The following is a 20,249-nucleotide window of genomic DNA, read 5'->3' on the forward strand; positions in this document are numbered from 1 at the left end:
CATCGCACCTCAAGTAACGGAGACTCAACCGAACATGACGCCCAGCAAAGCAGTGACTTCGCTTCTCTTCGTTCTCGCCGGGTGTGCAGGCACGCCGCCGCCGCCCCAGACCCCGGCCGTGGGGCCCGCGATCGCGACGTCTCCGGTACCAGCCAGGAGCGCCACGTTCGCCGCGCAGAATGAGGTGAAGATTCAGGTGCCCGAGGGCGCCAAGCTTGTGCGCCTCTGGATGGCGATGCCACAAGAAGACACCGCTCAAGACGTGCGTGAGTTCCAGGTCACGGCGCCGGCGCCTCACCGCGTCGAAGGCGACAAGGACGGCAACAAGTTTGTTTATGTCGAGTTCAAGGAACCCAAGGACAAGGAGCTCCTCGTCCGCGAAACCTTCGTGGTCACGCGTCGTGAAGTGAAGAGCGGCGTCGATGCGTCGAAGTCTCGGCCCATCACCGACGCAGAGCGCGCCCAATACGCAGCACACTTGGGGCCGAACGAGAACGTCGTCATCGACGACGAAATTCGCAAATTGTCTGCCAGCATCGTCGGAACGGAGAAGAACCCGGTCCTGGCGTCGCGGAAGCTCTACGACTGGGTCCTCAACAACGTGGAATATTGGGTCAAGGACCCCAAGAACAAGAAGGCCTCCCCGATCGGAAGCACCACGTACTGCCTGACCAACAAGACGGGCAACTGCACGGACTTCCACTCGCTCTGGACGTCCCTCGCGCGCGCCCAGGGAATCCCGACCCGCATGATCTACGGCTCCTTCTTCAAGGCCGAGCTCGACGGGCAGAGCGAAGATCAGAGCTACCACTGCTGGCCGGAGTTCTACGCGCCGGGCTTCGGTTGGGTGCCCCACGACGTGGCCATCGCGGACATCTTCGCCGGCGACTTCCAAACGACCCCCGACAACGAGAAGCCCGTTCGGCTGACCACCGGCGACGGCTACCGAGGCGGCGATCGGGCCAAGGTTGACTACTACTTCGGCAACATCGACGAGCGTCGCGTCACGTGGTCGCGAGGCCGCGATCTCACGTTGTCCCCCAAACAAGAAGGCGGACCGGTCAACGCGCTGCCCAAGGCCTACGTCGAAATCGACGGCAAAGTGGCGGCAGAGAAGGTCGCGTGGACCCGCAAGCTCACCTTCAAAGAACAGAAGAGCAAGTGAGCACGGTCGTGCCGGCGTGGCGGCTCCTCGTCGCCGCGCTCGCCGCCGGCGCAATCGTGGGCTGCACCAAGGCCGTCGCACCGGCCGCACCTCTGGCGCAGCCCGTCCAGCTCCGTGAGGCTGCGGCGCCGCCGGTTAAGTGGAACGCGTTCGCTGAAACGCTGCTTCGGCGCGCCGACGCGGAGCATCGCTTGGTGCTGCTCGCGCTGGAAGCTGGCGATTGCGTGCACTGCCGGCGCATGGACCGACTGACCTACCGGAGCCCACGGGTCGAGCGCCTCGTGGCGGCGCGGTTCCTCGCGGCGAAAGCCGATCTCGACGCGCGCCCCGATCTCGAAGCGCGCTACGGGGGCGCGTCACCGATCGTCATCGTGCTGCGCCCCGACGGCGTTGAGCTGGCCAAGCACGTCGGCTTCATGTCCGCCGAGGAGCTCGAAGCGCTCCTGCTGCAGGCGTCTTCCGCGACGGGCTCGCTCTGATCCCACCCCCGCCTCGTTTCGCCTCGCGCCGCCCCAGGTTGCTCAGCTCTTCGCGGCGAGTAGCAGCGCAATGATCGACATGCTGTCGATGATCCACCGCTTCGCGCCATGGCGATCGCCTCTGCCAAGCTAAACACCTGGGTCGTGATCGACTCCGTCTCGTCGTGCTGGGCTTCGACCGCCGTCAAGTCGCGAGCAACGAAGAGGTGTGCGACTTCGTCCAGGATGCTCTTGCTCGGCGTGAACTGCGTCAGCGGCACGAGGCGCGCGGCGTCGTAGCCGGCTTCTTCACGCAGTTCGCGACGGGCCGCATCAACGACGGCTTCGCCTTGGTGGACGCCGCCCGTGGGGATCTCCCAGGTGAATCGCCGCGCCACGTAGCGAAACTGCCGAACGAGGAGCACGTGCGATTCGTCGACGAACGGCAGGATGCCGACGCAGGGACTCGTCTCGACGACGCCGTAGAGCGTTCGGTGACCGTTTGGCAGCGTCACAACGCTCTCGCTGACCCGCATCCACCGGTTCTCGTAGACCGCGCGCGTTGCGAGCGTCTGCCAGTGTTCGTTGCGTTCGAGGTCTCCTGCGGGCGGGAGAGACATCGAGCGGAGCGCGGCGGCCGTGCGCCGTGGAAAGCCGGGCGTTGCGACGGGGCGCCGCTCGAGCTCACGCGCGAGGCCCATTAGGTCGGCGGGCGTGTCGATGTCACGCCAGCTTTGCAGGAGGTGAACCGCGAGCTGGTTCGCGTTCGCGCGGTCGAGCGTCTGACTCAGCACGCGCGAGGTGCTCCACGCCACCCCTTCGAAGAGCTCCTTCCAAGGGGCTCGGAGGCCGATCAGGTAGTAGCCCCCGTCGGCTGCGGGCCCGAGGACGACGTGCGCGCCTCCAGTCTCCAGCGCCGCGAAGGCCTCCTCGAAGAACGTCGGTGGCAGCGTCGGCGTGTCGCTGTCGACGATCAGGAGCGGCGCCGCGCTGGCCGCGAAGTGGCGCTCTGCCAAGTGGAAGAGCCGCGCGCCGAGGTCCGCACCCTCCTGCGCAACCAACGTCACGTCATCGCCGGTCCACGGCGTCACGGAAGCCGGCGGGTCCGGCGGCGCGACGGCGACGACGACGCGCGCGCCGCGCACCGTCCGCACCTGTTCGATCTTGTCGCCAAGGAACGCTTCGTAGAGCCGCAGTATCTCGTCCGCCGAGAGCAGGGGCCCGAGCCGCGTCTTGACGGTGCCGAGCGCAGGCCGTTTGGCCATCACCGCGATCGTGGGCAACGCGCTTGCCTCACGTTCACCGAAGGCCATCAGGCACCAACCTCGGTGCGAAACGCACGAACGGTCGCCGCGAAGAGCTCGAGCGCGTCGTGCGCTCCCATGTCTTCGCCCTTCTCGAAGTCGCCCGGCTCTCGCGCCATCTGGTTGGTCACATGAGCAAAACACAGGACCCGGCGTCGGTTGGCGGTTCCGAAGGCGTAGAGCGCTGCGGCTTCCATCTCGACGGCCAGGATGCCGAGTCCTTCGGCTCGCTCGATGGCCGCGCGCGTCTCGCGGAAGGGCGCGTCGGTCGTCCACGTGGCGCCGCGGATGAGCGACGGCATGGTCCCCAAGAGTCGCGCGGCGCCCTCTCGGACGGCGGCGGGTAGCTCGCTGAACTCCGACGGCGGCAGGTAGTGGTAACTCGTGCCTTCGTCGCGGAGCGCGCGCTCGATCAGCACAAAATACGGCGTCGGCCCGGCGGAGACGATCTGACCCGACGAGGTGATGCTGATGAGGAGCTCGCAGCCACTCTGGAACATCTGCTCGGCGATCAAGACCGCAAACGAGGACCCGACGGCGCAACCGACCACGCCGCAGACCTCGCCGGCGGCCTCGAACTCGTAGAGCTCCGTGTGGTAGCAGGCCCAAGCGTCGCTCACCCGACCTGTGCCGCGCCGCTTGAGCATGCGAACGACGTCGCCGTCGGGGTCGAGGAGGCAAACGCGAGGGATCGGGCGTTCCTGGAGGGACTTCTGCCTTCGCGCCTCACGCAAGAGGTTCTCGGGTCGAAATTCCGACGGCGCGTCGTGAGCCTTGCCCTCGAGGAGCGGCGTGGTTGCCATGGGTCCTCTTGGCATAACGGCGGCGCGCCGAAAAGCGAAGCCGTGACCAGCACGAGGCGCTGCGAATCAGGGCGGACTCCGTCGTAGGATGACGCATGCGCGCGCTCGTGACCGGCGGAGCCGGCTTTATCGGATCGCACCTCGTCGACGCGCTCCTCGCGGGCGGCGCCGAGGTTCGCGTGCTCGACAACCTCTTGCCTCAGGCGCATCGCACGGGGCGTCCGGTAAACGTCGCCCCCGAGGCCGAGCTGCAGGTCGCTGACCTTCGAGATCGCGACGCCGTCGACGTCGCGCTCCACGGCGTCGACACGGTCTTTCACTTGGGCGGCATCGTCGGCAATGGCCAGTCGATGCTCGATGTTCGCCGCTACGCGGACATCAACGTCGTGGGAACCGCCACGCTGCTCGAAGCGATGATCGGCAAACGCGCCCAGTTTCGACGCCTGGTCGTGGCGTCGTCGATGGTCGTCTACGGAGACGGCGCCTACGCGTGTCCCCAGCACGGGGCGCTCAGCGTTCCCGTCGAGCGCGAGGTTGCGCGCCTCACGCGCGGCCAATGGGAACCGACCTGCCCGCTGTGCGGGGCCGAGGTGTCCGCGCGGCCTACCGACGAGTCGCAGCCGCTAAGACCGACGAGCGTCTACGGCGTCAACAAGCGCGATCAAGAGGAGCTCGCCCTCGTCGTGGGACGCGCGCACGAGCTTCCAACGATCGCGCTCCGCTACTTGAACACCTATGGCTCTCGTCAGGCGCTCTCGAACCCGTACACGGGCGTCTGCGCGCTCATGGTCACGCGAATGCTCGCGGGTCGACGGCCTACGATTTTCGAGGATGGCGCTCAGCTCCGCGATCCCACCCACGTCTCGGACATCGTCCGCGCCACCCTCGCCGCCGCCGACGCGGGCGAGGGCGCCCTCTATCGCGCCATCAACGTCGGACGCGGCGAGCCCGTGTCGGTCGCCGCCATGGCGCGTGCGCTCGCGCGCGCCCTCGGTCGCGACATCGAGCCGCACATCACGGGGGAGTTTCGCGCTGGCGACATTCGTCACTGCTACGCCGACGTGAGCCTTGCCAAGACGCTCCTCCATTGGAGCGCGCAGGTGTCGTTCGAGGAAGGGGCGCGCGAACTCGCCGCCTGGGCGGCCCATCAGGCGCCCGACGACCTCACCGACGTCGCCAATGATGAGCTGCGCCAGAAGGGGCTCATCCGTTGAAGCGGCTCGCGGCAGCGACCACGCTCGCGTTGCTCGTCTACGCGACAGCGAGGCTCGCGCTCGACGTGTCGCTCGTCTCGTGGGCCCGCGTGCGCTTCCCCCTCGATCTCGATTGGATCGAGGGCGGGCAGCTCGCGCACGCCCTTCGCATCCTCGAGGGGCGGCCGATCTACGGTGCCGCGGAGTTTCTGCCGCATCCGTACCCGCCGCTCCACTACCTCGTGCTCGCGGCGGTGGGCAGCGTCGCCGGCCTCAGCCTCACGATGGCGCGACTCGTCTCGGTCGCCATGTGGCTGCTGACGCTGGCCCTCGGTGCCGCCGCCCTCTACCGCGCGGCGCGCGGCGCGCGAAGCGATGCGGCCGTCGCGCGCCGAGACAGCGTCGCGTTGGGCGTCGGCGCAGCTATCGCCGGCGTCGGCCTAGCGTTGCGAACGTACCCCTACGCCGACGGGTGGTTCGATCTCGCGCGCTCCGACACGTTGCTGCTCGCTCTTGTCGCGGCGGCTTCGGCGTGTGCGTGCCACCGGCGCGGAGCGATCGCTGCGGGGCTCCTCCTCGCCGCGGCGCTCTTCGTAAAGCAGACGGCGGTCTTCTTCGTCTTCACGACCGTCGTCTTCGTCTTGGGCAAATCGCGGCGCGAGGCGGCGCGGCTCGTCGTCGCGCTGCTCGTTCCTTCTACCATCGCGTTCGCATGGTTGGAGTTCGGCTCCGGCGGCGCCTTTCGCGCGTGGATCTTCTCCACGAGCGGCCATCCGATCGATGGGCGCCGATTGATCGGGGGCATCGGAGAGATCCTGGCGGCGTCGCCACACCTCGTCGTCGTACCTCTGGCTGCCCTCGCGCTCCAGGGTCGCCTCGGCACGACGAGTCGGGCGCTCCTCTTTATGTGGCTCGCAGCGGTCCCAGCGAGCCTTCTGCCGTACGGAAAGATGTATGGCGCACCCAATAACCTCGTCCCGCTGTTGGTCGTTTCTGCCTTCTTGCCGGTGTCGGTGGGCCTCGACGTGGCTCGCGCTCAGCCGCGCGTTTGGCTCGTGCCGGTGATGGCGGTTGCCGCCGCCGCCTTGATCGCGGCGGGCCGATTCGAGGCGAGTCGCTTCGCACCCAGCGAGACCATGCGGCAGGGCGTGCTCGCCAACTTAGCCGCCGTCAAGGCGCTCCCCGGCACCATCGCTTGCCCGGTCCATCCGTTTTTGGCTCACCAGCTCAAGGGGCAGCCGGCCCAATCGTCGTGGTTGTCGTTCATCGACGCGCGCGCGGCCGGTCGGCCGGTCGACCGCGATCGCTTCGTGGCGGACCTTCTCGCGCAAAGGGCCGACTGGATCATCCTCACGAACATGTCGGTCGAATGGGAGGGCAAGCTGCAGGAGGGAATCTCGGACGTCTACGCGTGGGATCACAACTTCGAGACCACTCCTACGGGCCGGCCCGACACGTTTCATTCGATGCCCCGCATGGCCTTTCGGAGGCGGTCGTCACGTTGACCTCGCGGGCTACCGGCGTCTTCGCTTCGCCTCCCACGCGTAGCGGCCCACGACGGAGAGGATGCGAACGGCGGCCTTGGCGCTCGCGCGCAGGTCTCCCGAGACCTTCGACTCACCGGCGGCGCGTGGCCGATAGTCGATGGGCACTTCCGTGACCCGCAAGCCGAGCGCGTGCGCGCGAACGAGCAGCTCGATGGTGAAGCCATAGGTCTCGTCCTGAGGGGCGAGGCGAAGGAGCGCCTCCCGGCTGAACACTTTGAACGACGGCATGTCGGCGTAACGCGCGCCCGTGGTCAAGCGCAGCAAGAGCGGCGCCAACCAGTTGCCGAATTTCTGAGCCTGGGGCATGGCGCGCCAGCCGCGGCTAAAGCGTGGCCTCGTCCCGAGGACCACGTCGTAACCCTCCAGGGCCTCTACGAGGCGCACGAGCTCGTGGGGCGGATCGCTGCCGTCGGCGTCCATGAATGCAATGACATCGAAGTCGGCTTCGAGGGCGGCTTGGAGACCGCTCTTGCACGCGCGACCGTAGCCGGCGATGGGTTCGCTCACGACCGTGGCGCCGGCCGCTCGTGCGACGGCCGCCGTGTCGTCCGTGCTGCCGTTGTCGACGACGATGGCCGCTACGCCCAGCGCGGAAAGGGCGGCGACGAGGGGCGCGATGTTCGCCGCTTCGTTCATGGCCGGAAGTACGACAGCGCAGTTCAAGGGCCGCTCACCACGTGCATGCGTGAGCGTTGACGGCGGTGTGCGAGGCGCGTCCAAGACTTCGTGTACCTAGCACGAGCAATTCACCGCGTGGCTGCTGAGAGAGGGCCCTTCGCGAGCGACACGAGCAACGCGGCAAAACGCGCCGAGCCGAGGCGTCGCGTCAACATCGGCGTGCGCCCCCGCGCCCGCATGGCGCGCCGCGCGTAGGTCACCGCGTTGTGGCTGTTCACGTCGGTGACGATGATCACGAGATCGGAGCGATCGATCATGGCGTCGAGCGCGCTCCCGGCGCGGCCCACCACGTGGCCGTCGTGACACTCGAGCTCATGCCCCGCCCTTTTCGCGATCTGTTCGAAATGTTCCTTGCTGCGGTCGACGCCGCCGATGATTCCAACACGCATGACCAGACTCCTCGTTCGGGGCGCGCGCGGCCGAGCCGGGCGCAAACGCCGCGCGCCCTCGATGGCGACACGGCCGCGGACCTCCCGGGGGACGCCGACGCCGACCCGGTGCGGAGCTACCGCACGCGCGCCAACGCCGGCCGTCGACAGAGGCAAACCTCCGGACAGGCACTGGGCGAAGCGCGCATGGGCTTCACTCTAGGGCGTAACGGTACCTCGTCAAGTCGCGCCGACGGCGTCGCCGAGGTGAAACGAAGAGGGGCACCAAACGACCAGGGGCCTGGTCAATCGCCCGTGGTTTGCGCGTTCCCTCGCCCGGTTCCGTCCTGGACGAAGTTTTGCAGAGTTCGCCGGCATGCACAGGTTCAAAGCTGCCGCCCTCGACTCCCACGCGCTCGACGCCGTTCACGGCGGATTCAAGTGGGAGGACTTTCGTCGTTCGGAGAACGTCATCGACATGAGCGGCGCGCCTCCGCTCACGGGCCTGCCCCGCGGATGGGAGCGGCAGATGGAGCGCGACTACAACTCGTACTTGGATCGAGGCGACTTCAGCAAACCCTACGAGCCGAGCACGCCCGCTCTTCGTGACGTTCAGCAGCGTATCGACGACTACCAGCAAGAGTACGGGCGTCGTCCCGCCGATCTGCCCGACAACAAGCAGGAGCAGAATGAGCCGCGGCCCGGCTCTTCGTCGATGGGCGAGCAGGACCGGTCGCAGGACTTCGCATCGAACAGCCCTCAAGGCGGCGCGAATGGTGGGGCTGGCGATCAGCCGTACGGTGGTGAGCAGCCTGCCGGCGACCAGCCCTCCGGTGACGACTCGCTGGGCATGGGCGCCCAGCAGCCCGAGCCCGACGCTGGCGGCAACGACTACGCCGGCGATCCCGGCGGAGACGCCGGCGGTGATGCCCTAGCGTAAGAGACCGCGGCTCAGGGAGCGCTTCGCGCGCCACCCGAGTCCGCTAGCATCGAACGCTCGGATGAAGGTCGTTTCGCGTCTCGTGCCCCCTGTGGCGTTGGCGTGCTGGGTCTCGACGCTCGGGGCGTGCATGTTCTTTCGCTCGCTCGACGAGCTCTCCGAGGGATCGGCGACCACGCGCGGCGAGCTCGACGGCGCGGCTCCCGGCGATGCCCGCGGCGGCGAGGGTGGAGCGACACCGGATGGGTCGTCGGTGGCCGACGCGCCGTCGTTCGAGGCCTCTCGTGACGGCGGCCAACCGTCGGCCACGAGTCCTTGTGACGCGGGGGCTCACGCGCTGTGTTTCGACTTCGACCAAGGGCTTGTCGACGCGGGGTGGACCGAGCTCATCGTCGATCCGGCCGGGGTGCTCGCGCTCGACCCATCGCGCGCAGCGTCACCGCCGCGGTCGCTTCGCGCGGAGCTGCCGCGTCGCAGCAGCAACAACGTCCACGCGATCGCGTCGGGCACCGTTTCCGGCAGTTTTCAGCGCGCGGTGCTCGAGTTTGACGCCTACGTCGAGTCCACCACGTGGCTTGGCGGCGACGTGGGGACAGCGCTGGCGGTCCTTTCGTTCAACTCGGAAACGACGCGCACAGGGACTGTCTTCTTCATGAACAAAGGTCCCTCCTACCTCTCCATCGAGGACTCCGTCTCGCCGACGTATTTCGATGCCCAAGCGGTGCCCTTCGATCGCTGGTTCCACGTGCGCTTCGACTTTTCGGTCAGCGGCACGTTCTCCTATTCCATCGACGGAGTCACGGGGACGAAGCCGTTTCCCGCCGTCACGCTCGGCGCCTCGCCTCGCCTCGGCCTCACCATCGGGTTGTCCGGCTTCAACGCCCCGTCGCCGGCGACGCGCGCGCAGTTCGACAACGTCGTGCTCGATCTCCAGTGACGTCGCGTTCGAACCTCTGCCCAACGACGCGCCCGATGGGAGGTCAGAGCACGCGTCGTCCCGAGTCGGGGTAGTTGGTCGGCGTCGGCGGCTCGTTGCCGAAGATCTCGCTCTTGCCGAGGTAGTAGTCGTTGATGAACCCCTCGAGGGCCTCCCGGTGATGCGGCATGAGGTCCGGTCCCATGTTGTCTAGGATGTCTCGGGCAAGCTCCACGTCAGCAGGCGTCGCCGTGCGCGGATCGTTCAAGAAGGGCTCGTCGGCCAGTCGCGCCTCCAAGCTGTCGACCGATGAGATGTCCGTGTAGGTCCGGCCCGATGGATACGTCGACGTGTCCGTCACGAGCTTGCTGCCGTCGTCGAAGACTTGAACGTTCTGTTCGCGTGCGTACGAGATCGAGGTGCCATCGTCGAAGCGTGTGGTCGTGAGCGAGGTGCCGTCATCAAAACGCTGTACGTCACGTCCGACGACCTCCGCCGGCCGCGGCGTGGCCGACGTGGTGCCGTCGGGGCGCGTCGTTAGCGTACTGCCGTCGTCGAAACGCTGCGTTCGCTCTTCCGCCAGCGCTTGGTCGCTGCGGGCGGCCATTGGCTCGTCGCCGGGTTTGGTGTCGTTCGCGGGCTCGCGCGTGTCGCCATCGCCCTTGCCGCTCGCGTCGCCGTCGCCGTCGCCGTCGCCGTCGCCGTCGCCGTCGCCGTCGCCGTCGGAGTCGGAGTCGGAGTTCTCGCCGTCACCCTCGTCTTCCTTCTCCTCTTCTTCCTCTTCCTCCTCTTTCGGGGCGCAGCTTGCGCATGGAGCGGCGGGGACGGGTTTCGGCGGCGCTTCCCACGGATTGGCCATGCCCGCGGATGTGCACCGGCCGTGCCCTTCGCCCGTCTTCGCGTGTCGCCGCGCGGCGACAGCTCGGTGCGCCTCGCGCTGCAATTTCAGGCGAATCGAGCGCTGGGCGAGGCCCCCCAGCTTGCGTGTCTCCGCGCCGAGACCACGTGCCTTGAACCTCTGGGCAACGCCGTGGGCCTTGGTGCAGTCGTTTGCAGCGGCGCCCGGTCCGCGTCACGCGCTCGCGCCAAACGAGGTCGGTGTCGGCGTGCGAGGCGCGGTCGATTTCGGTGAAGACTTTCGAGTCTGCGCCGTCGCTCGCGGCGGCCTTGCCGCCGGCGGTCGCTCAGACAATGAAGCGGTGTGGAAGCCCCCGCCCAAGAGCCGAGCCTCTGGTCCACGGTGCGCGAAGCCGTCCGCGGCAGCGAACAGGATCTGACGTCGATCCCCATTCGGCGCGCTGTGATTCTGTTGGCCGTCCCCACGGTGCTCGAGATGTCGATGGAGTCGCTCCTTACGATCGTCGACATCATCTTTGTCTCCAAGCTCGGCCCGAACGCCATCGCGACCGTCGGCCTGACCGAGTCGATGCTCTCCATCGTGTACGCCTTGGCGATGGGGCTCGCGGCAGCAGCGACGGCCCTCGTCTCAAGGCATGTCGGCGAGAAAGACCTCGAGGGCGCCGCCACCGCCGCTGTGCAAGTCATCGCCGTCGCCACGGTGGCGGCCGGCGCGCTCGGCGTCGTCGGTGCGCTGCTCGCGCCTCGCCTCTTGAGCCTCGTGGGCGCCACGCCCGAGGTCGTTGCCTACGGCTCTAGCTACGCGGCCGTGATGCTTGGCGGCAACGTGACCATCTTCCTCCTGTTCGTCGTCAACGCTGTCTTTCGCTCCGCCGGCGACGCGGCGGTGGCGATGCGCTCGCTCTGGCTCGCCAACCTCCTCAACATGCTCGTCGCGCCTTGCCTCATCTTCGGCCTCGGCCCGTGCCCCAAGCTTGGCGTCCTTGGCGCAGCCGTCGCCACGACGGCGAGCCGCGCCGTGGGCGTCCTCTACCAATTCGCCGCCCTCGCGCGCGGCCGCGATCGCCTGCCCGTCGGCGCGCGGCACCTCGCTCCGGAGCCTCGCGGTCTTGCGGCAGGTCGCTCGCATCGCCACGAGCGCGACGGGACAGGTCCTCGTCGAGACGGCGAGCTGGCTCGGTCTCGTGCGAATCCTCTCCGGCTACGGGAGCGTCGCGCTCGCGGGCTACACGGTGGCGATGCGCATCGCCATCTTTGCCATCTTGCCCTCGTGGGGGCTCGCGGGAGCAGCGGCGACGCTCGTGGGGCAGAACCTCGGCGCTGGCGAGCCCGAGCGCGCCGAACGGTCGGCCATGACCATCGCCAAGTACAACGTCCTCTTCCTCTCGGTCGTCGGCGCGATCTTCGTGCTCCTGCCGGCGCCCGTCGTGGGGCTCGTCACGAGCGACGCCGCGGTCGCGGGCTACGCGACCACGTGCCTGCGCATCGTCGCCGTCGGCTTCGTCTTCTTCGCCTTCGGGATGGTGGCGGTGCAGGCCTTTAACGGCGCCGGCGACACAAGGACGCCGCTCTACGTGAACGCCATTTGTTTCTGGCTGTTCAAGATCCCCGTCGCGTACCTGCTCGCGCGCGGCTTCGGCCTGGGGCCGGCCGGCGTCTTTCTCGCCATCACCGTCGCGTACTCCGTGCAGGCCACCGCGGCGGCCGTCCTCTTTCGGCGCGGCCGCTGGAAGACGAAGACGCTCGAGCCCTGAGGCTTACGCGTCCGTTCGCCTTAGGAGCGCCGCCGAGAAGTTCTGGCCGAGACCCAGCCCGAGCAGGACGATGTGTCGGCTCCTGAGCGAACGCTCGTGAAGCGCGAGCGTGATGACCGCCGTCGCGATGGTCGAGTTGCCGAGGTCTTCGAGGACGCTCGGGACTTCGGCGACGGCGAGCGTTCGTCGCCAGGCCTCGAGCAACGCGCCGCTGGGTTGATGCCCAATCAGCGCGAGGTCCGCGGGCGCGAGCTTGTTGCGCTCGCAGAGCCGCCGCACGAGACGCTCGGGCACCGACGTGGCGAGCTCGCGGAACGCGACGGCGCCTTCCTCGCCGAACACGAAGGTGGGGCGACTTCCTTCGGGAGCTCCCGGCGTCGAACGCCTCGCGACGCGCATCTGGACGGTCATCGCCTGTCGCCACATCGCGTGCGTCTCACCCACGTCATCGATGAACTCGAGGCGCGGGCCGCGCGAGACGACCACAGCTCCGGCGCCGTCGCCGATGCCGGCGGCTCCGGCGTCGGCGTAGTCGACGACGCGGCTCCAGCCCGTGGCCACCACGACGAGGGCGCGCTCCGCTCGGCCCGCCCGGACCGCGTCGACAGCGGCGCCGAGGGCGTCGACGAAGTTCGTAAACTCCGATTGGATGGGAATGACGCGCGTCTCGCGAGCGAGGCCCAGCGCCTCGTGAATGGCGAAGAGGCCGCTTGGGAGCGCGTGCTCGCTCGGCGAGACAGCGCCGTAGAGGCGATCGATCTGGCCGGCTTCGAGCGCGGCGTCGGCGAGGGCGGCGCGCGCGGCCCTCGTTCCCAGGTCCTCCACCCTCTCACCAGGCGCAAGGACGCGGCGCTCGCGAAAGCCCACAAAGAGCTCGCGCGCGAGCGCGACCTGTTCGCCCGAGAAGAGCGGGTCGTCGTTCCTTCGAATCAGCTCGGGAACCGCGTGGCCGACGCCGACGATGCCGATGCCGCTCACGCTCAACCGGCTCCTGCGGGCCCGCGCGTCGCGTCAGGCTTGCCAAAGAACTCGGCGACCGACTTGGCGCGCCGTCCGAGCGTTGGCGCCACGACGGACTCGTCGACCAAGACGTTGATCACCGTCGGCCCCTCGGCGTCGAGCGCGTCCTTGAGCGCCGCCTGGAGCTGGGCCACCGTAGAGACCGTGGCGCCGCGGGCGCCGAGGCCGCGGGCCACCGCCGCCGAGTCGATGCGGTGCGTGAAGGCGTAGAAGCCCTCGTCTTTGCCGAAGGCAAGGCGCTCGCCCTGCTGAATCATGCCGTGGCCCGCGTTGTCGAGCACCACCCAGACCACGGGCACCTTCATCTCGACGGCGACGTGCACCTCGAAGCCGTGCATCGCGAAGGCCGCGTCGCCTGTGAGCGCGACGGCCTTACGGCCCGGCGCCGCGAGCGCACCGCCCACGACGCCGGCGACCGAGCTGCCCATGGAGGCGAGTCCCATGTCGATGAAGTACGTGCCCGGCGCGCGCGCTTCGAAGTAGTGCCCCGCCCATAGCGAAGAGTTGCCCGTGTCGACGAAGAGCATGGCGTCTTCGGGCATCGCCGCGCGAAGCTCGGCCATGACGCGTGGTGGCGAGACCGGTGACGCCTCCGACAAGAGCTCGGCGGCCTGCTCGTGCCGTGGGACCTCTCTTGCGATGGCGTCGAGGACCTGAGCCGTCTCACGCTTCACCGGCGCACTCTTGCGAAGCGCCTCCGACAAGAGCTCGAGCGTCAGTCGTGCGTCGCCCGCGAGGCCGACGGTCACCGGGTAGTTCTTTCCGATTTCGCCCGGGTCGACGTCGATTTGAATGAACGCCCCTGTGGCGCGCAAGCGTTGGCTCCATGCGCTCGAGGCGAACTCGTTCAAGCTAGAACCCACGACGAGGATCACGTCGTCGTCGTCGAGGTAACGGTCCGCGCGAGCGTGGCCGCCCATGCCGAAGGCTCCGAGCGACAGGCGATGGTTCTCGGGAAAGACGGACTTGCCTTTCGGAGAGGTCACCACGGCTGCGTCGAGCTGCTCGGCGAGGCGCAAGAGCTGCCCCTCCGCTCGCGCAAGGGCGACGCCGTGCCCAGCAAATATCGTCGGGCGTTTCGAGCCCCTCAGGAGCGCCGTCGCCCTTTCGATGGCCCCTGCGTCGGGAACCGAGAGCGCGCCGGGCCGGTACCCTTCCGGGTCTTGCACGTCGAAGGGAACGACGGCCCTCGCCAAGTCGGCCGGCACGTTGATGTGCACGGGGCCTGAGCGTCCGCTTGTCGCGGCGCGGAGAGCGTGTCGCAAGATGCGCATCCCGGTCTCTGGCGCGACGATCATCGTCGAGAGCTTGGTGACGGGGCGGAAGATGTCGACGACGTCGATGCCGTGCCACGTGCTCTCTTGAATCGCGCCGAGACCAAACATGCGCGTCGCGACCTGCCCCGTCAGGTACAGCACCGGCAACGAATCGGCGAACGCGCCAGCCACGCCGGTCAAGGCGTTGGTCGCACCGGGCCCCGACGTGACGCAGCAGACGCCTAGGCCGCCGCGCACGCGCGCATACGCGTTGGCCATGAACGCAGCGCCCTCTTCGTGGCGCGCCAGCACGTAACGGATGCGGTTGCGCGCGCGGAGCGCACCGAAAAACGCCGTCAACGGGCCGCCGGGAACACCGAAGATGTGCGTCACCCCCTCGCGCTCGAGCTGCTCCAAGAACTGATGGATGAGGGGCGCTGCCGTGGTCATGCGCGCGAGCATAGTCACGGCGACCAAAATTTCAGGACTTGATCTCCCACGCGAAGCGGCGGGCCCGGCGGCGCGCGAAGACGAACGGAAGCCCTCTTTCGCTACTTGGCCGCCGGTGGCGCGTCGGGACGATCGGCGGCGGCGGCCGCCTCCTCCACGAGCCGCGTCTGGCCGCTCGGGACCGCCCACGCTGCTGCGAACGTCGGCGCCGTGGGCTCCGGCTTGTCGACGGCCTCGAAGTGAAACCACGCCGCTTGGACGCGCTCGGGCGTTACGTCGAGGATGACAAAGCCGCGCTTGGTCGTGTCGAACCATCGAATGTGCGGGTTCCGAGGTCGCGCCGACTGGACGAGCGGCAAGAGTTGGGGCGGAATTCCCGGTGACGTGATGCCCGGCGCGACGAACTCGACGGCGAGCGAGCCGCGGCTCGTCGCCGGATCGTAAGCGTTCGGGTCTTCCGGGTTCGTGACGATCTCGTTGGCCCACGACGAGTGGATGTCCCCCGTTAGGACCACGACGTTCGCGATGGCCGAGTCCTTCAAGAAGGAGAGAAAGCGCGTTCGCGACTCGGGGTACCCGTGCCACTGGTCGAGGTTGGCGATCTGGCCCGGCGCCAAGATCAGGTTGCCGAGCATCACTTGCTGCCCCACCAGCTTCCACTTGGCGGTCGACTTCTTCAGGGTGTCTTCCATCCAGGCGGCCTGGTCGTCGCCCAAGAGAGTCCGCGAAGGATCGGGGTCGGGGACCGCACCGACGGCCCCGCCGGCTTGCTTCGTGCGACCCCAGTGACGCGTGTCGAGCATCACGAGGTCCGCGAGGTCTCCGAAGGCCAGCTTGCGGTACACGTGGCCGTCCGCTTCCTCGCGGATAGGCATCCACTCGCGGTACGCCCGCTTTGCGCCCGCCTTTCGGTCGACCCAAGCGCCTTCCACCGATTCCGTGTGGTTCTGGGCGCCGTCCTTGTAGGCGTCGTTGGCGATCTCGTGATCGTCCCAAACGGCGATGAAAGGATGCTGCCGATGGACCGCTTGCAGATCCGCGTCCAGCTTGTAGTGCCCGTGACGCGTTCGGTAGTCCGCCAGCGACAACGTCTCGTGGGGGGGCTCGTAGCTTCGTACGGCTCCGTAGTCTTCGTTGGCGTATTCGTAGATGTAGTCGCCGAGGTGAAGCACGGCGTCGAGGTCGAGGCGCTCCGCGAGCGCTCGGTAGCCATGAAAGTAGCCGTGCGCCATGCTCGCGCACGACACGACGGCGAGCCTCAGGCGCGGCGTTGCGCCGCTCGGCGCGGTCCGCGTTCGACCGATCGGTGAAGCAGCGCCACCGCTGTGGAATCGGTAGAAATAGGTGCGCCCTGGCGCGAGGCCGCGCGCGTCGACCTTGACGGTGAAGTCACGCTCGGCGTCGGTCGTGACTTCGCCGGAGGCGACGACGCGCGCCATGGTCACATCGTCGGCGAGCTCCCACTTGACGACGGGCTTGCCTTCGCCCGGCAACGTCACGCGCGTCCAGAGGATGACCGCGTCGGGGAGCGGATCGCCGCTCGCGACGCCGTGAAGGAAGGCGTTCGGCTTGGGAGCGACCTCGGGGGCCTCCTCCTTGGCGCAACCCGAGAGCACGCCCGCCGGTGCGACGAGCAGCAACGCGCCCCCGCGTAGCAGGTCTCGTCGAGCTAGCTCGGGGCTCTTTCGCGGGCGATCGGTCATGGTGCTCCTCGGGTCGTTCGCCACGTTCTAGCAGCGCCTGTGGAGCGACAGAAACGAATGAGGGCGACGCGCGCTCCAAACCGCGCCGATATCTGCGAACGCCGCCTTGATTTCGGCTATCAAGCGGCCGTTCCGATGGCCCTCTGTTACTCCGCGCAGCCGCGAAGGGCGCCACCTTCGTGAACACCTTCAGGAAGAACGTCGCCCTCCTCGCGTCGTGCCAGGCGCTCCTCTTCATCAACAACACCACGGTGATCTCGGTGAACGCGCTCCTCGGCGCTCGCCTCGCCAAAGCCACGGGGCTCTCGTCGGCTTTTGCCACCGTGCCCGCCATGTGTTGGGTCATCGGCGCGGCTGCCGCAGCCATGCCCGCGGCGCAGCTCATGAAGCGTGTGGGCCGGCGCAACGGCTTCACCGCTGGGCCGCTCCTCGGGCTCCTCGGCGCGCTGACGGTGAGCGGCGCCATCGTCTTCAGCAACTTCTACCTCTTGTGCTTGGGGACGCTCGTCTTCGGTGGCTACAACGGCTTCGCGCAGCAATACCGCTTTGCCGCCGCCGACGCGGCCCCCGACGACTTGAAGGCCAAGGCCATCTCGTACGTCCTCGCTGGGGGGCTCGTGGGCGGCGTTCTCGGGCCACTCTTGAGCCAGCGAACGAAAGATCTCTTCGGGCCGGGGCGAGAGTTTCTTGGCTCCATCGCCGCGCTCGTTGCGCTCATGCTCGTCGTCGTAGGGCTCCTCCGGCGCCTCGACATTCCACTCGTGGCCCTCGCGGAGGCCAACGACGCGCCGCGCTCGACGGGGGCGCTCGTCCGGCAGCCCAAGTTCGCCATCGCTGTGCTTGTCATTGCCCTCGGCTACGCCGTGATGAACCTGCTCATGGTGTCCACGCCGCTGGCCATGACCGCGCACTGCGGCCACCCATACGGCGCGGCGGCGTCGGTCATTGGCTTTCACGTCATCGGCATGTTCGCGCCGTCACTCTTTACGGGCACGCTCATAAAACGCTTCGGCACGCTTCGCGTCATGGTTGTCGGCGTCCTCTTCAATTGCGTCACGGTGATCGTCGCCCTCTCGGGGGTGACGGTCGCGCACTTCTGGTGGGCTCTCTTCCTGCTCGGTGTGGGCTGGAACTTCCTCTACATCGGGGGCACCACGTTGCTCACAGAGACGTATCGCCCAAGCGAGCGGGCGCGGGCCCAGGGAATCAGTGAGGTGTGCACGTTCTCCGTGATGGTCGTCTCATCGCTCTCGTCGGGCGTGCTCCTCGAGGCGCGCGGCTGGAGCTGGCTCGCGTACGTGTCGGCGGCCCTCATCGCCGTGGTCGCGGGCGCGGTCGCATCCCTGTGGCTTCAGCCGCCCGAGTCGGCGGCCTAGGCAGCGGCCGGCGGCAAGGCCCTAGTATCGTGCCGTGTCTCTTGCCGCGGAGCGAAGTGGCGGCAATCCTCGCCGCCGTGATCACACTGCACACCTTCCCCGGGAGACCGGGCCTCGAGAGCCTCAGCCCGTTCTGCATGAAGGTCGAGGTCTACCTGAAGGCTCGGAAGCTGCCCTATCGAACGATCCTCGGAAACCCACGCGCGGGCCCCAAGCAGAAGCTCCCGTTCATCGAGGTCGACGGCCAACGGATCGCCGATTCGGCGACCATCCTCGAGCATTTCGAGAAGAGCGACGGCGCCCTCGACGCGGGGCTGGACGAAGTCTCGCGCGCCCGAGCCCACGTGATTCGCCGGACGTTCGAAGAAGGGCTGTACTTCGTGATGCTCTGGAGCCGCTGGGCCGAGGACGCGTCCTGGGCCGTCATGAAGGGCTCCTTCGACGCGGTGCCGGCGGCGCTTCGCTTCGTCGTGGCGCCAATCGTGAGAGGCGTCATCGTCAAGTCGACGGTGGCGCAAGGTACCGGTCGCCACTCCCGGGACGAGATCTACGCCATCGGCGCGCGTGACCTGGCGGCGGTCTCGGCGCTCTTGGGGGAGGAGCCCTTCTTCGCGGGGAACACGCTCCGCACCATCGATCTGGTGGCGTACGCTTTTCTCGCCAACATCGTTCGCTTCGAGGTCGACACGCCGCTCAAGGAAGCGGCCGCTCGCCACCCGAACCTCGGTCGCTTCGTGGATCGCATGGGTCAAGCGCTCGCATGACCGTCGTCGCCGCGCCGCTCGTCGCCCCCCCGCTCGTCGCAATGCAGCGCATCGCCGTGGCGCCGCGGGGACGGCGCTTTCAGCCGGGCCGGCTCCTGCAAGCCCCGGTGGTCGCACTCCGCGGCGGCCCCGAAGGCATCGCCGCGGCTTTCGATTGGGACGGCGAGGCGCTCGGCATCACCATCTTGGGTCACGGAGCGGTGCACAGCGACGAGGTCGACACGGCGCTCGCCACGGCCCGAGCCATGAGCGGCGTCGACGACGACACGGCGCCCTTCTTTGAGCAGGTGCGCGAGCATCCGGTGCTCGGGCCGCTGGCGAAAGACGGCCGCTTCGACGGTCGCCTGCGGCGAACGCGGACGGTCTTCGAGGCCTTCGCGGAAGCCGTCATCGCTCAGCTCGTCACGAGCGTCGAGGCGCAGCAAGCGACGCGACGACTCTTCGCCCACGCGGGCGCGCTGATTCCGGGCACCGATCTCCGCGCGGCGCCAACGCCGGAGGCGGTGCGTGACACGCCGGCGTGGCAAATGCACGCCATGGGCATCGGGTCGAGGCGAGCGCAGACGCTCCGTGAAGGTGCGCGTCGCGGCGCGACCCTCGAGCGCATCGGTCGCGACGAGCCCGAACTCTTCATGCAGAAGCTCCGCTCGATGCCTGGCGTTGGCCCGTGGACGGCCAACCGCGTCGCGCGAAACGCGCTCGCCTACGCTGACGCGGTCCCCGTCGGCGATCTCCATGCGCCGCGCATCGTGACGGCCGCGCTCCAAGGGCAAGCGGCTTTTGGCCCCGACGCCGACGAGGCGATGCTCGCGGCGCTCGAGCCGTTCCGGCCGCATCGTGGGCGCGTCGTGATGCTGCTCGACTACGCTCACTTCGTGCGAGACGCGGTGCCCAATCTGTCGCCTCGCGAGCGGACCCGGGTCGACGCGCACCGCCGCGCGCCCTGGCGCTACTAGAGAATGAGCGGCGTCTTGCGAGCCGTCCCAAGATCCCGTCTAACCTTGGCAGCGCCATGAACCTCACCGTCGCGTCGCATCGGACCCTCGCCTTGGCGGCCTTCGTCACGGAGTTGCCGTCCCCCTTGGGGGCGCTCTCTGCGCCGTCGTTGGTGTCGCTCCTTCGTGGTGACGCGACGGCGCCGGTCGCCCGAAGCGAGACGCTTCGCGCGGACGTTCGCGACATGCTCCGGGAGGGCGGCTACAAGCCCACGGGGCGCGGCAAGCCCGCCTCCGAGTACCTCGTTCAAGCGGCCGAGCGCGGCGCCCTCGGCGCCATCAACCTCGTCGTCGACGCTTGCAACGTCGTCTCGTTGCACAGCGGACTGCCCATCAGCGTCGTCGACCTCGCACGATGCACGCTCCCGCTGCGCGTCGACGTGGCTCACGGCGAGACGTATGTCTTCAACGCAGCCGGGCAGACCATCGACGTCGATGGTCTCTTGTGCCTCTTCGACGCGGCGGGGCCGTGCGCCAACGCCGTGAAGGACAGTCAGCGAACCAAGACCTCCGGCGAGACGCAGCAGACGCTCTCCCTCGTTTGGGCCCCGCGCGGACACGAGCGGCACGTCGCAGCGAGCGTGGTTTGGTACCGGGAGCTTCTCGCGTCCCTCGGCGCCGCAACGGGTGACGTGACGTTCGAGTACTGACACCGCCGACGCACCGACGGCGAAAGCCCGGGGCGAGACCAGTACGTCGAG

General features: G+C 68.2%; 17 protein-coding genes and 1 pseudogene. 10 read left to right on the top strand and 8 right to left on the bottom strand.

Going from position 1 to position 20,249, the window contains the following annotated elements; genetic code table 11:
- Window positions 1–34: 34 nt before the first annotated feature.
- The gene (locus IPG50_33770) at window positions 35–1,165 is read left to right on the top strand and encodes a transglutaminase domain-containing protein (GenBank protein ID MBK6697120.1); all 1,131 of its coding nucleotides are present in this window, start codon (window positions 35–37) and stop codon (window positions 1,163–1,165) included.
- A gap of 343 nt (window positions 1,166–1,508) precedes the next feature.
- On the opposite strand, the gene IPG50_33775 is transcribed toward IPG50_33770, so the two are convergent.
- Window positions 1,509–2,936 (bottom strand): TIGR04282 family arsenosugar biosynthesis glycosyltransferase, encoded by a 1,428-nt coding sequence (locus IPG50_33775; GenBank protein ID MBK6697121.1) that lies wholly within the window; start codon window positions 2,934–2,936, stop codon window positions 1,509–1,511.
- Window positions 2,936–3,730 carry a nucleoside phosphorylase gene (locus IPG50_33780; protein MBK6697122.1) on the bottom strand — a complete coding sequence of 265 codons (795 nt, stop codon included), beginning with the start codon at window positions 3,728–3,730 and terminating at the stop codon, window positions 2,936–2,938. The genes IPG50_33775 and IPG50_33780 overlap by 1 nt, the downstream gene beginning before the upstream one ends.
- Window positions 3,731–3,825: 95 nt before the next feature.
- Between IPG50_33780 and IPG50_33785 the strand changes: the two genes are divergently transcribed.
- Together IPG50_33785 and IPG50_33790 are read left to right on the top strand one after the other, a co-directional pair.
- A complete protein-coding gene (locus IPG50_33785; GenBank protein ID MBK6697123.1) occupies window positions 3,826–4,944 on the top strand; it encodes an NAD-dependent epimerase/dehydratase family protein in 1,119 nt (372 codons plus the stop codon).
- The gene (locus tag IPG50_33790) at window positions 4,941–6,428 is read left to right on the top strand and encodes a hypothetical protein (protein MBK6697124.1); all 1,488 of its coding nucleotides are present in this window, start codon (window positions 4,941–4,943) and stop codon (window positions 6,426–6,428) included. The genes IPG50_33785 and IPG50_33790 overlap by 4 nt, the downstream gene beginning before the upstream one ends.
- Window positions 6,429–6,437: 9 nt before the next feature.
- Here the strand turns inward: IPG50_33790 and IPG50_33795 are convergent, their stop codons facing one another.
- Together IPG50_33795 and IPG50_33800 are read right to left on the bottom strand one after the other, a co-directional pair.
- Window positions 6,438–7,106: a glycosyltransferase family 2 protein gene (locus IPG50_33795; GenBank protein ID MBK6697125.1), complete on the bottom strand. Its 669-nt coding sequence runs from the start codon at window positions 7,104–7,106 to the stop codon at window positions 6,438–6,440.
- Window positions 7,107–7,216: 110 nt separating this feature from the next.
- Window positions 7,217–7,537: a DUF2325 domain-containing protein gene (locus tag IPG50_33800; GenBank protein ID MBK6697126.1), complete on the bottom strand. Its 321-nt coding sequence runs from the start codon at window positions 7,535–7,537 to the stop codon at window positions 7,217–7,219.
- 355 nt (window positions 7,538–7,892) lie between these two features.
- Between IPG50_33800 and IPG50_33805 the strand changes: the two genes are divergently transcribed.
- Complete coding sequence (locus tag IPG50_33805) at window positions 7,893–8,456, top strand: hypothetical protein (GenBank protein MBK6697127.1); 564 nt, start codon at window positions 7,893–7,895, stop codon at window positions 8,454–8,456.
- A gap of 61 nt (window positions 8,457–8,517) precedes the next feature.
- Window positions 8,518–9,393 (top strand): hypothetical protein, encoded by an 876-nt coding sequence (locus tag IPG50_33810; protein MBK6697128.1) that lies wholly within the window; start codon window positions 8,518–8,520, stop codon window positions 9,391–9,393.
- A 43-nt stretch (window positions 9,394–9,436) separates the two neighbouring features.
- Here the strand turns inward: IPG50_33810 and IPG50_33815 are convergent, their stop codons facing one another.
- Window positions 9,437–10,231, bottom strand: coding sequence for a hypothetical protein (locus IPG50_33815; protein MBK6697129.1), 795 nt, complete (start codon window positions 10,229–10,231; stop codon window positions 9,437–9,439).
- Between the two features lie 342 nt (window positions 10,232–10,573).
- Here IPG50_33815 and IPG50_33820 point away from each other — a divergent pair.
- Window positions 10,574–11,984, top strand: a pseudogene (locus IPG50_33820) (MATE family efflux transporter).
- 3 nt (window positions 11,985–11,987) lie between these two features.
- Here the strand turns inward: IPG50_33820 and IPG50_33825 are convergent.
- The 3 genes from IPG50_33825 to IPG50_33835 all read right to left on the bottom strand — a co-directional run bounded on the left by IPG50_33825 (window position 11,988) and on the right by IPG50_33835 (window position 16,413).
- A complete protein-coding gene (locus IPG50_33825; protein ID MBK6697130.1) occupies window positions 11,988–12,962 on the bottom strand; it encodes a 3-oxoacyl-ACP synthase in 975 nt (324 codons plus the stop codon).
- A gap of 2 nt (window positions 12,963–12,964) precedes the next feature.
- On the bottom strand, window positions 12,965–14,710 hold the full coding sequence (locus IPG50_33830) for a thiamine pyrophosphate-binding protein (protein ID MBK6697131.1): 1,746 nt from the start codon (window positions 14,708–14,710) through the stop codon (window positions 12,965–12,967).
- A 101-nt stretch (window positions 14,711–14,811) separates the two neighbouring features.
- Window positions 14,812–16,413, bottom strand: a complete 1,602-nt coding sequence (locus IPG50_33835) for an alkaline phosphatase D family protein (protein MBK6697132.1) — start codon at window positions 16,411–16,413, stop codon at window positions 14,812–14,814.
- Between the two features lie 179 nt (window positions 16,414–16,592).
- Between IPG50_33835 and IPG50_33840 the strand changes: the two genes are divergently transcribed.
- From IPG50_33840 to IPG50_33855, 4 genes are all read left to right on the top strand, one after another.
- Window positions 16,593–17,789, top strand: a complete 1,197-nt coding sequence (locus tag IPG50_33840; GenBank protein MBK6697133.1) for an MFS transporter — start codon at window positions 16,593–16,595, stop codon at window positions 17,787–17,789.
- 77 nt (window positions 17,790–17,866) lie between these two features.
- Window positions 17,867–18,553 carry a glutathione S-transferase family protein gene (locus IPG50_33845; protein MBK6697134.1) on the top strand — a complete coding sequence of 229 codons (687 nt, stop codon included), beginning with the start codon at window positions 17,867–17,869 and terminating at the stop codon, window positions 18,551–18,553.
- Window positions 18,550–19,509: a DNA-3-methyladenine glycosylase 2 family protein gene (locus tag IPG50_33850; protein ID MBK6697135.1), complete on the top strand. Its 960-nt coding sequence runs from the start codon at window positions 18,550–18,552 to the stop codon at window positions 19,507–19,509. The genes IPG50_33845 and IPG50_33850 overlap by 4 nt, the downstream gene beginning before the upstream one ends.
- Window positions 19,510–19,565: 56 nt before the next feature.
- Window positions 19,566–20,198, top strand: a complete 633-nt coding sequence (locus tag IPG50_33855; GenBank protein ID MBK6697136.1) for a hypothetical protein — start codon at window positions 19,566–19,568, stop codon at window positions 20,196–20,198.
- Window positions 20,199–20,249 lie beyond the last annotated feature (51 nt).

This window comes from Myxococcales bacterium, assembly GCA_016703425.1.
Classification (GTDB): Bacteria; Myxococcota_A; Polyangia; order Polyangiales; family Polyangiaceae; genus JADJCA01.

What these genes read in the sequence shown, in the direction of transcription:
- IPG50_33770 (MBK6697120.1), top strand. Translation starts at nt 35, where the DNA reads ATGACGCCCAGCAAAGCAGTGACTTCGCTTCTCTTCGTTCTCGCCGGG.
- IPG50_33775 (MBK6697121.1), bottom strand. Translation starts at nt 2,936, where the DNA reads ATGGCCTTCGGTGAACGTGAGGCAAGCGCGTTGCCCACGATCGCGGTG.
- IPG50_33780 (MBK6697122.1), bottom strand. Translation starts at nt 3,730, where the DNA reads ATGGCAACCACGCCGCTCCTCGAGGGCAAGGCTCACGACGCGCCGTCG.
- IPG50_33785 (MBK6697123.1), top strand. Translation starts at nt 3,826, where the DNA reads ATGCGCGCGCTCGTGACCGGCGGAGCCGGCTTTATCGGATCGCACCTC.
- IPG50_33795 (MBK6697125.1), bottom strand. Translation starts at nt 7,106, where the DNA reads ATGAACGAAGCGGCGAACATCGCGCCCCTCGTCGCCGCCCTTTCCGCG.
- IPG50_33800 (MBK6697126.1), bottom strand. Translation starts at nt 7,537, where the DNA reads ATGCGTGTTGGAATCATCGGCGGCGTCGACCGCAGCAAGGAACATTTC.
- IPG50_33805 (MBK6697127.1), top strand. Translation starts at nt 7,893, where the DNA reads ATGCACAGGTTCAAAGCTGCCGCCCTCGACTCCCACGCGCTCGACGCC.
- IPG50_33810 (MBK6697128.1), top strand. Translation starts at nt 8,518, where the DNA reads ATGAAGGTCGTTTCGCGTCTCGTGCCCCCTGTGGCGTTGGCGTGCTGG.
- IPG50_33815 (MBK6697129.1), bottom strand. Translation starts at nt 10,231, where the DNA reads ATGGCCAATCCGTGGGAAGCGCCGCCGAAACCCGTCCCCGCCGCTCCA.
- IPG50_33830 (MBK6697131.1), bottom strand. Translation starts at nt 14,710, where the DNA reads ATGACCACGGCAGCGCCCCTCATCCATCAGTTCTTGGAGCAGCTCGAG.
- IPG50_33835 (MBK6697132.1), bottom strand. Translation starts at nt 16,413, where the DNA reads ATGACCGATCGCCCGCGAAAGAGCCCCGAGCTAGCTCGACGAGACCTG.
- IPG50_33850 (MBK6697135.1), top strand. Translation starts at nt 18,550, where the DNA reads ATGACCGTCGTCGCCGCGCCGCTCGTCGCCCCCCCGCTCGTCGCAATG.
- IPG50_33855 (MBK6697136.1), top strand. Translation starts at nt 19,566, where the DNA reads ATGAACCTCACCGTCGCGTCGCATCGGACCCTCGCCTTGGCGGCCTTC.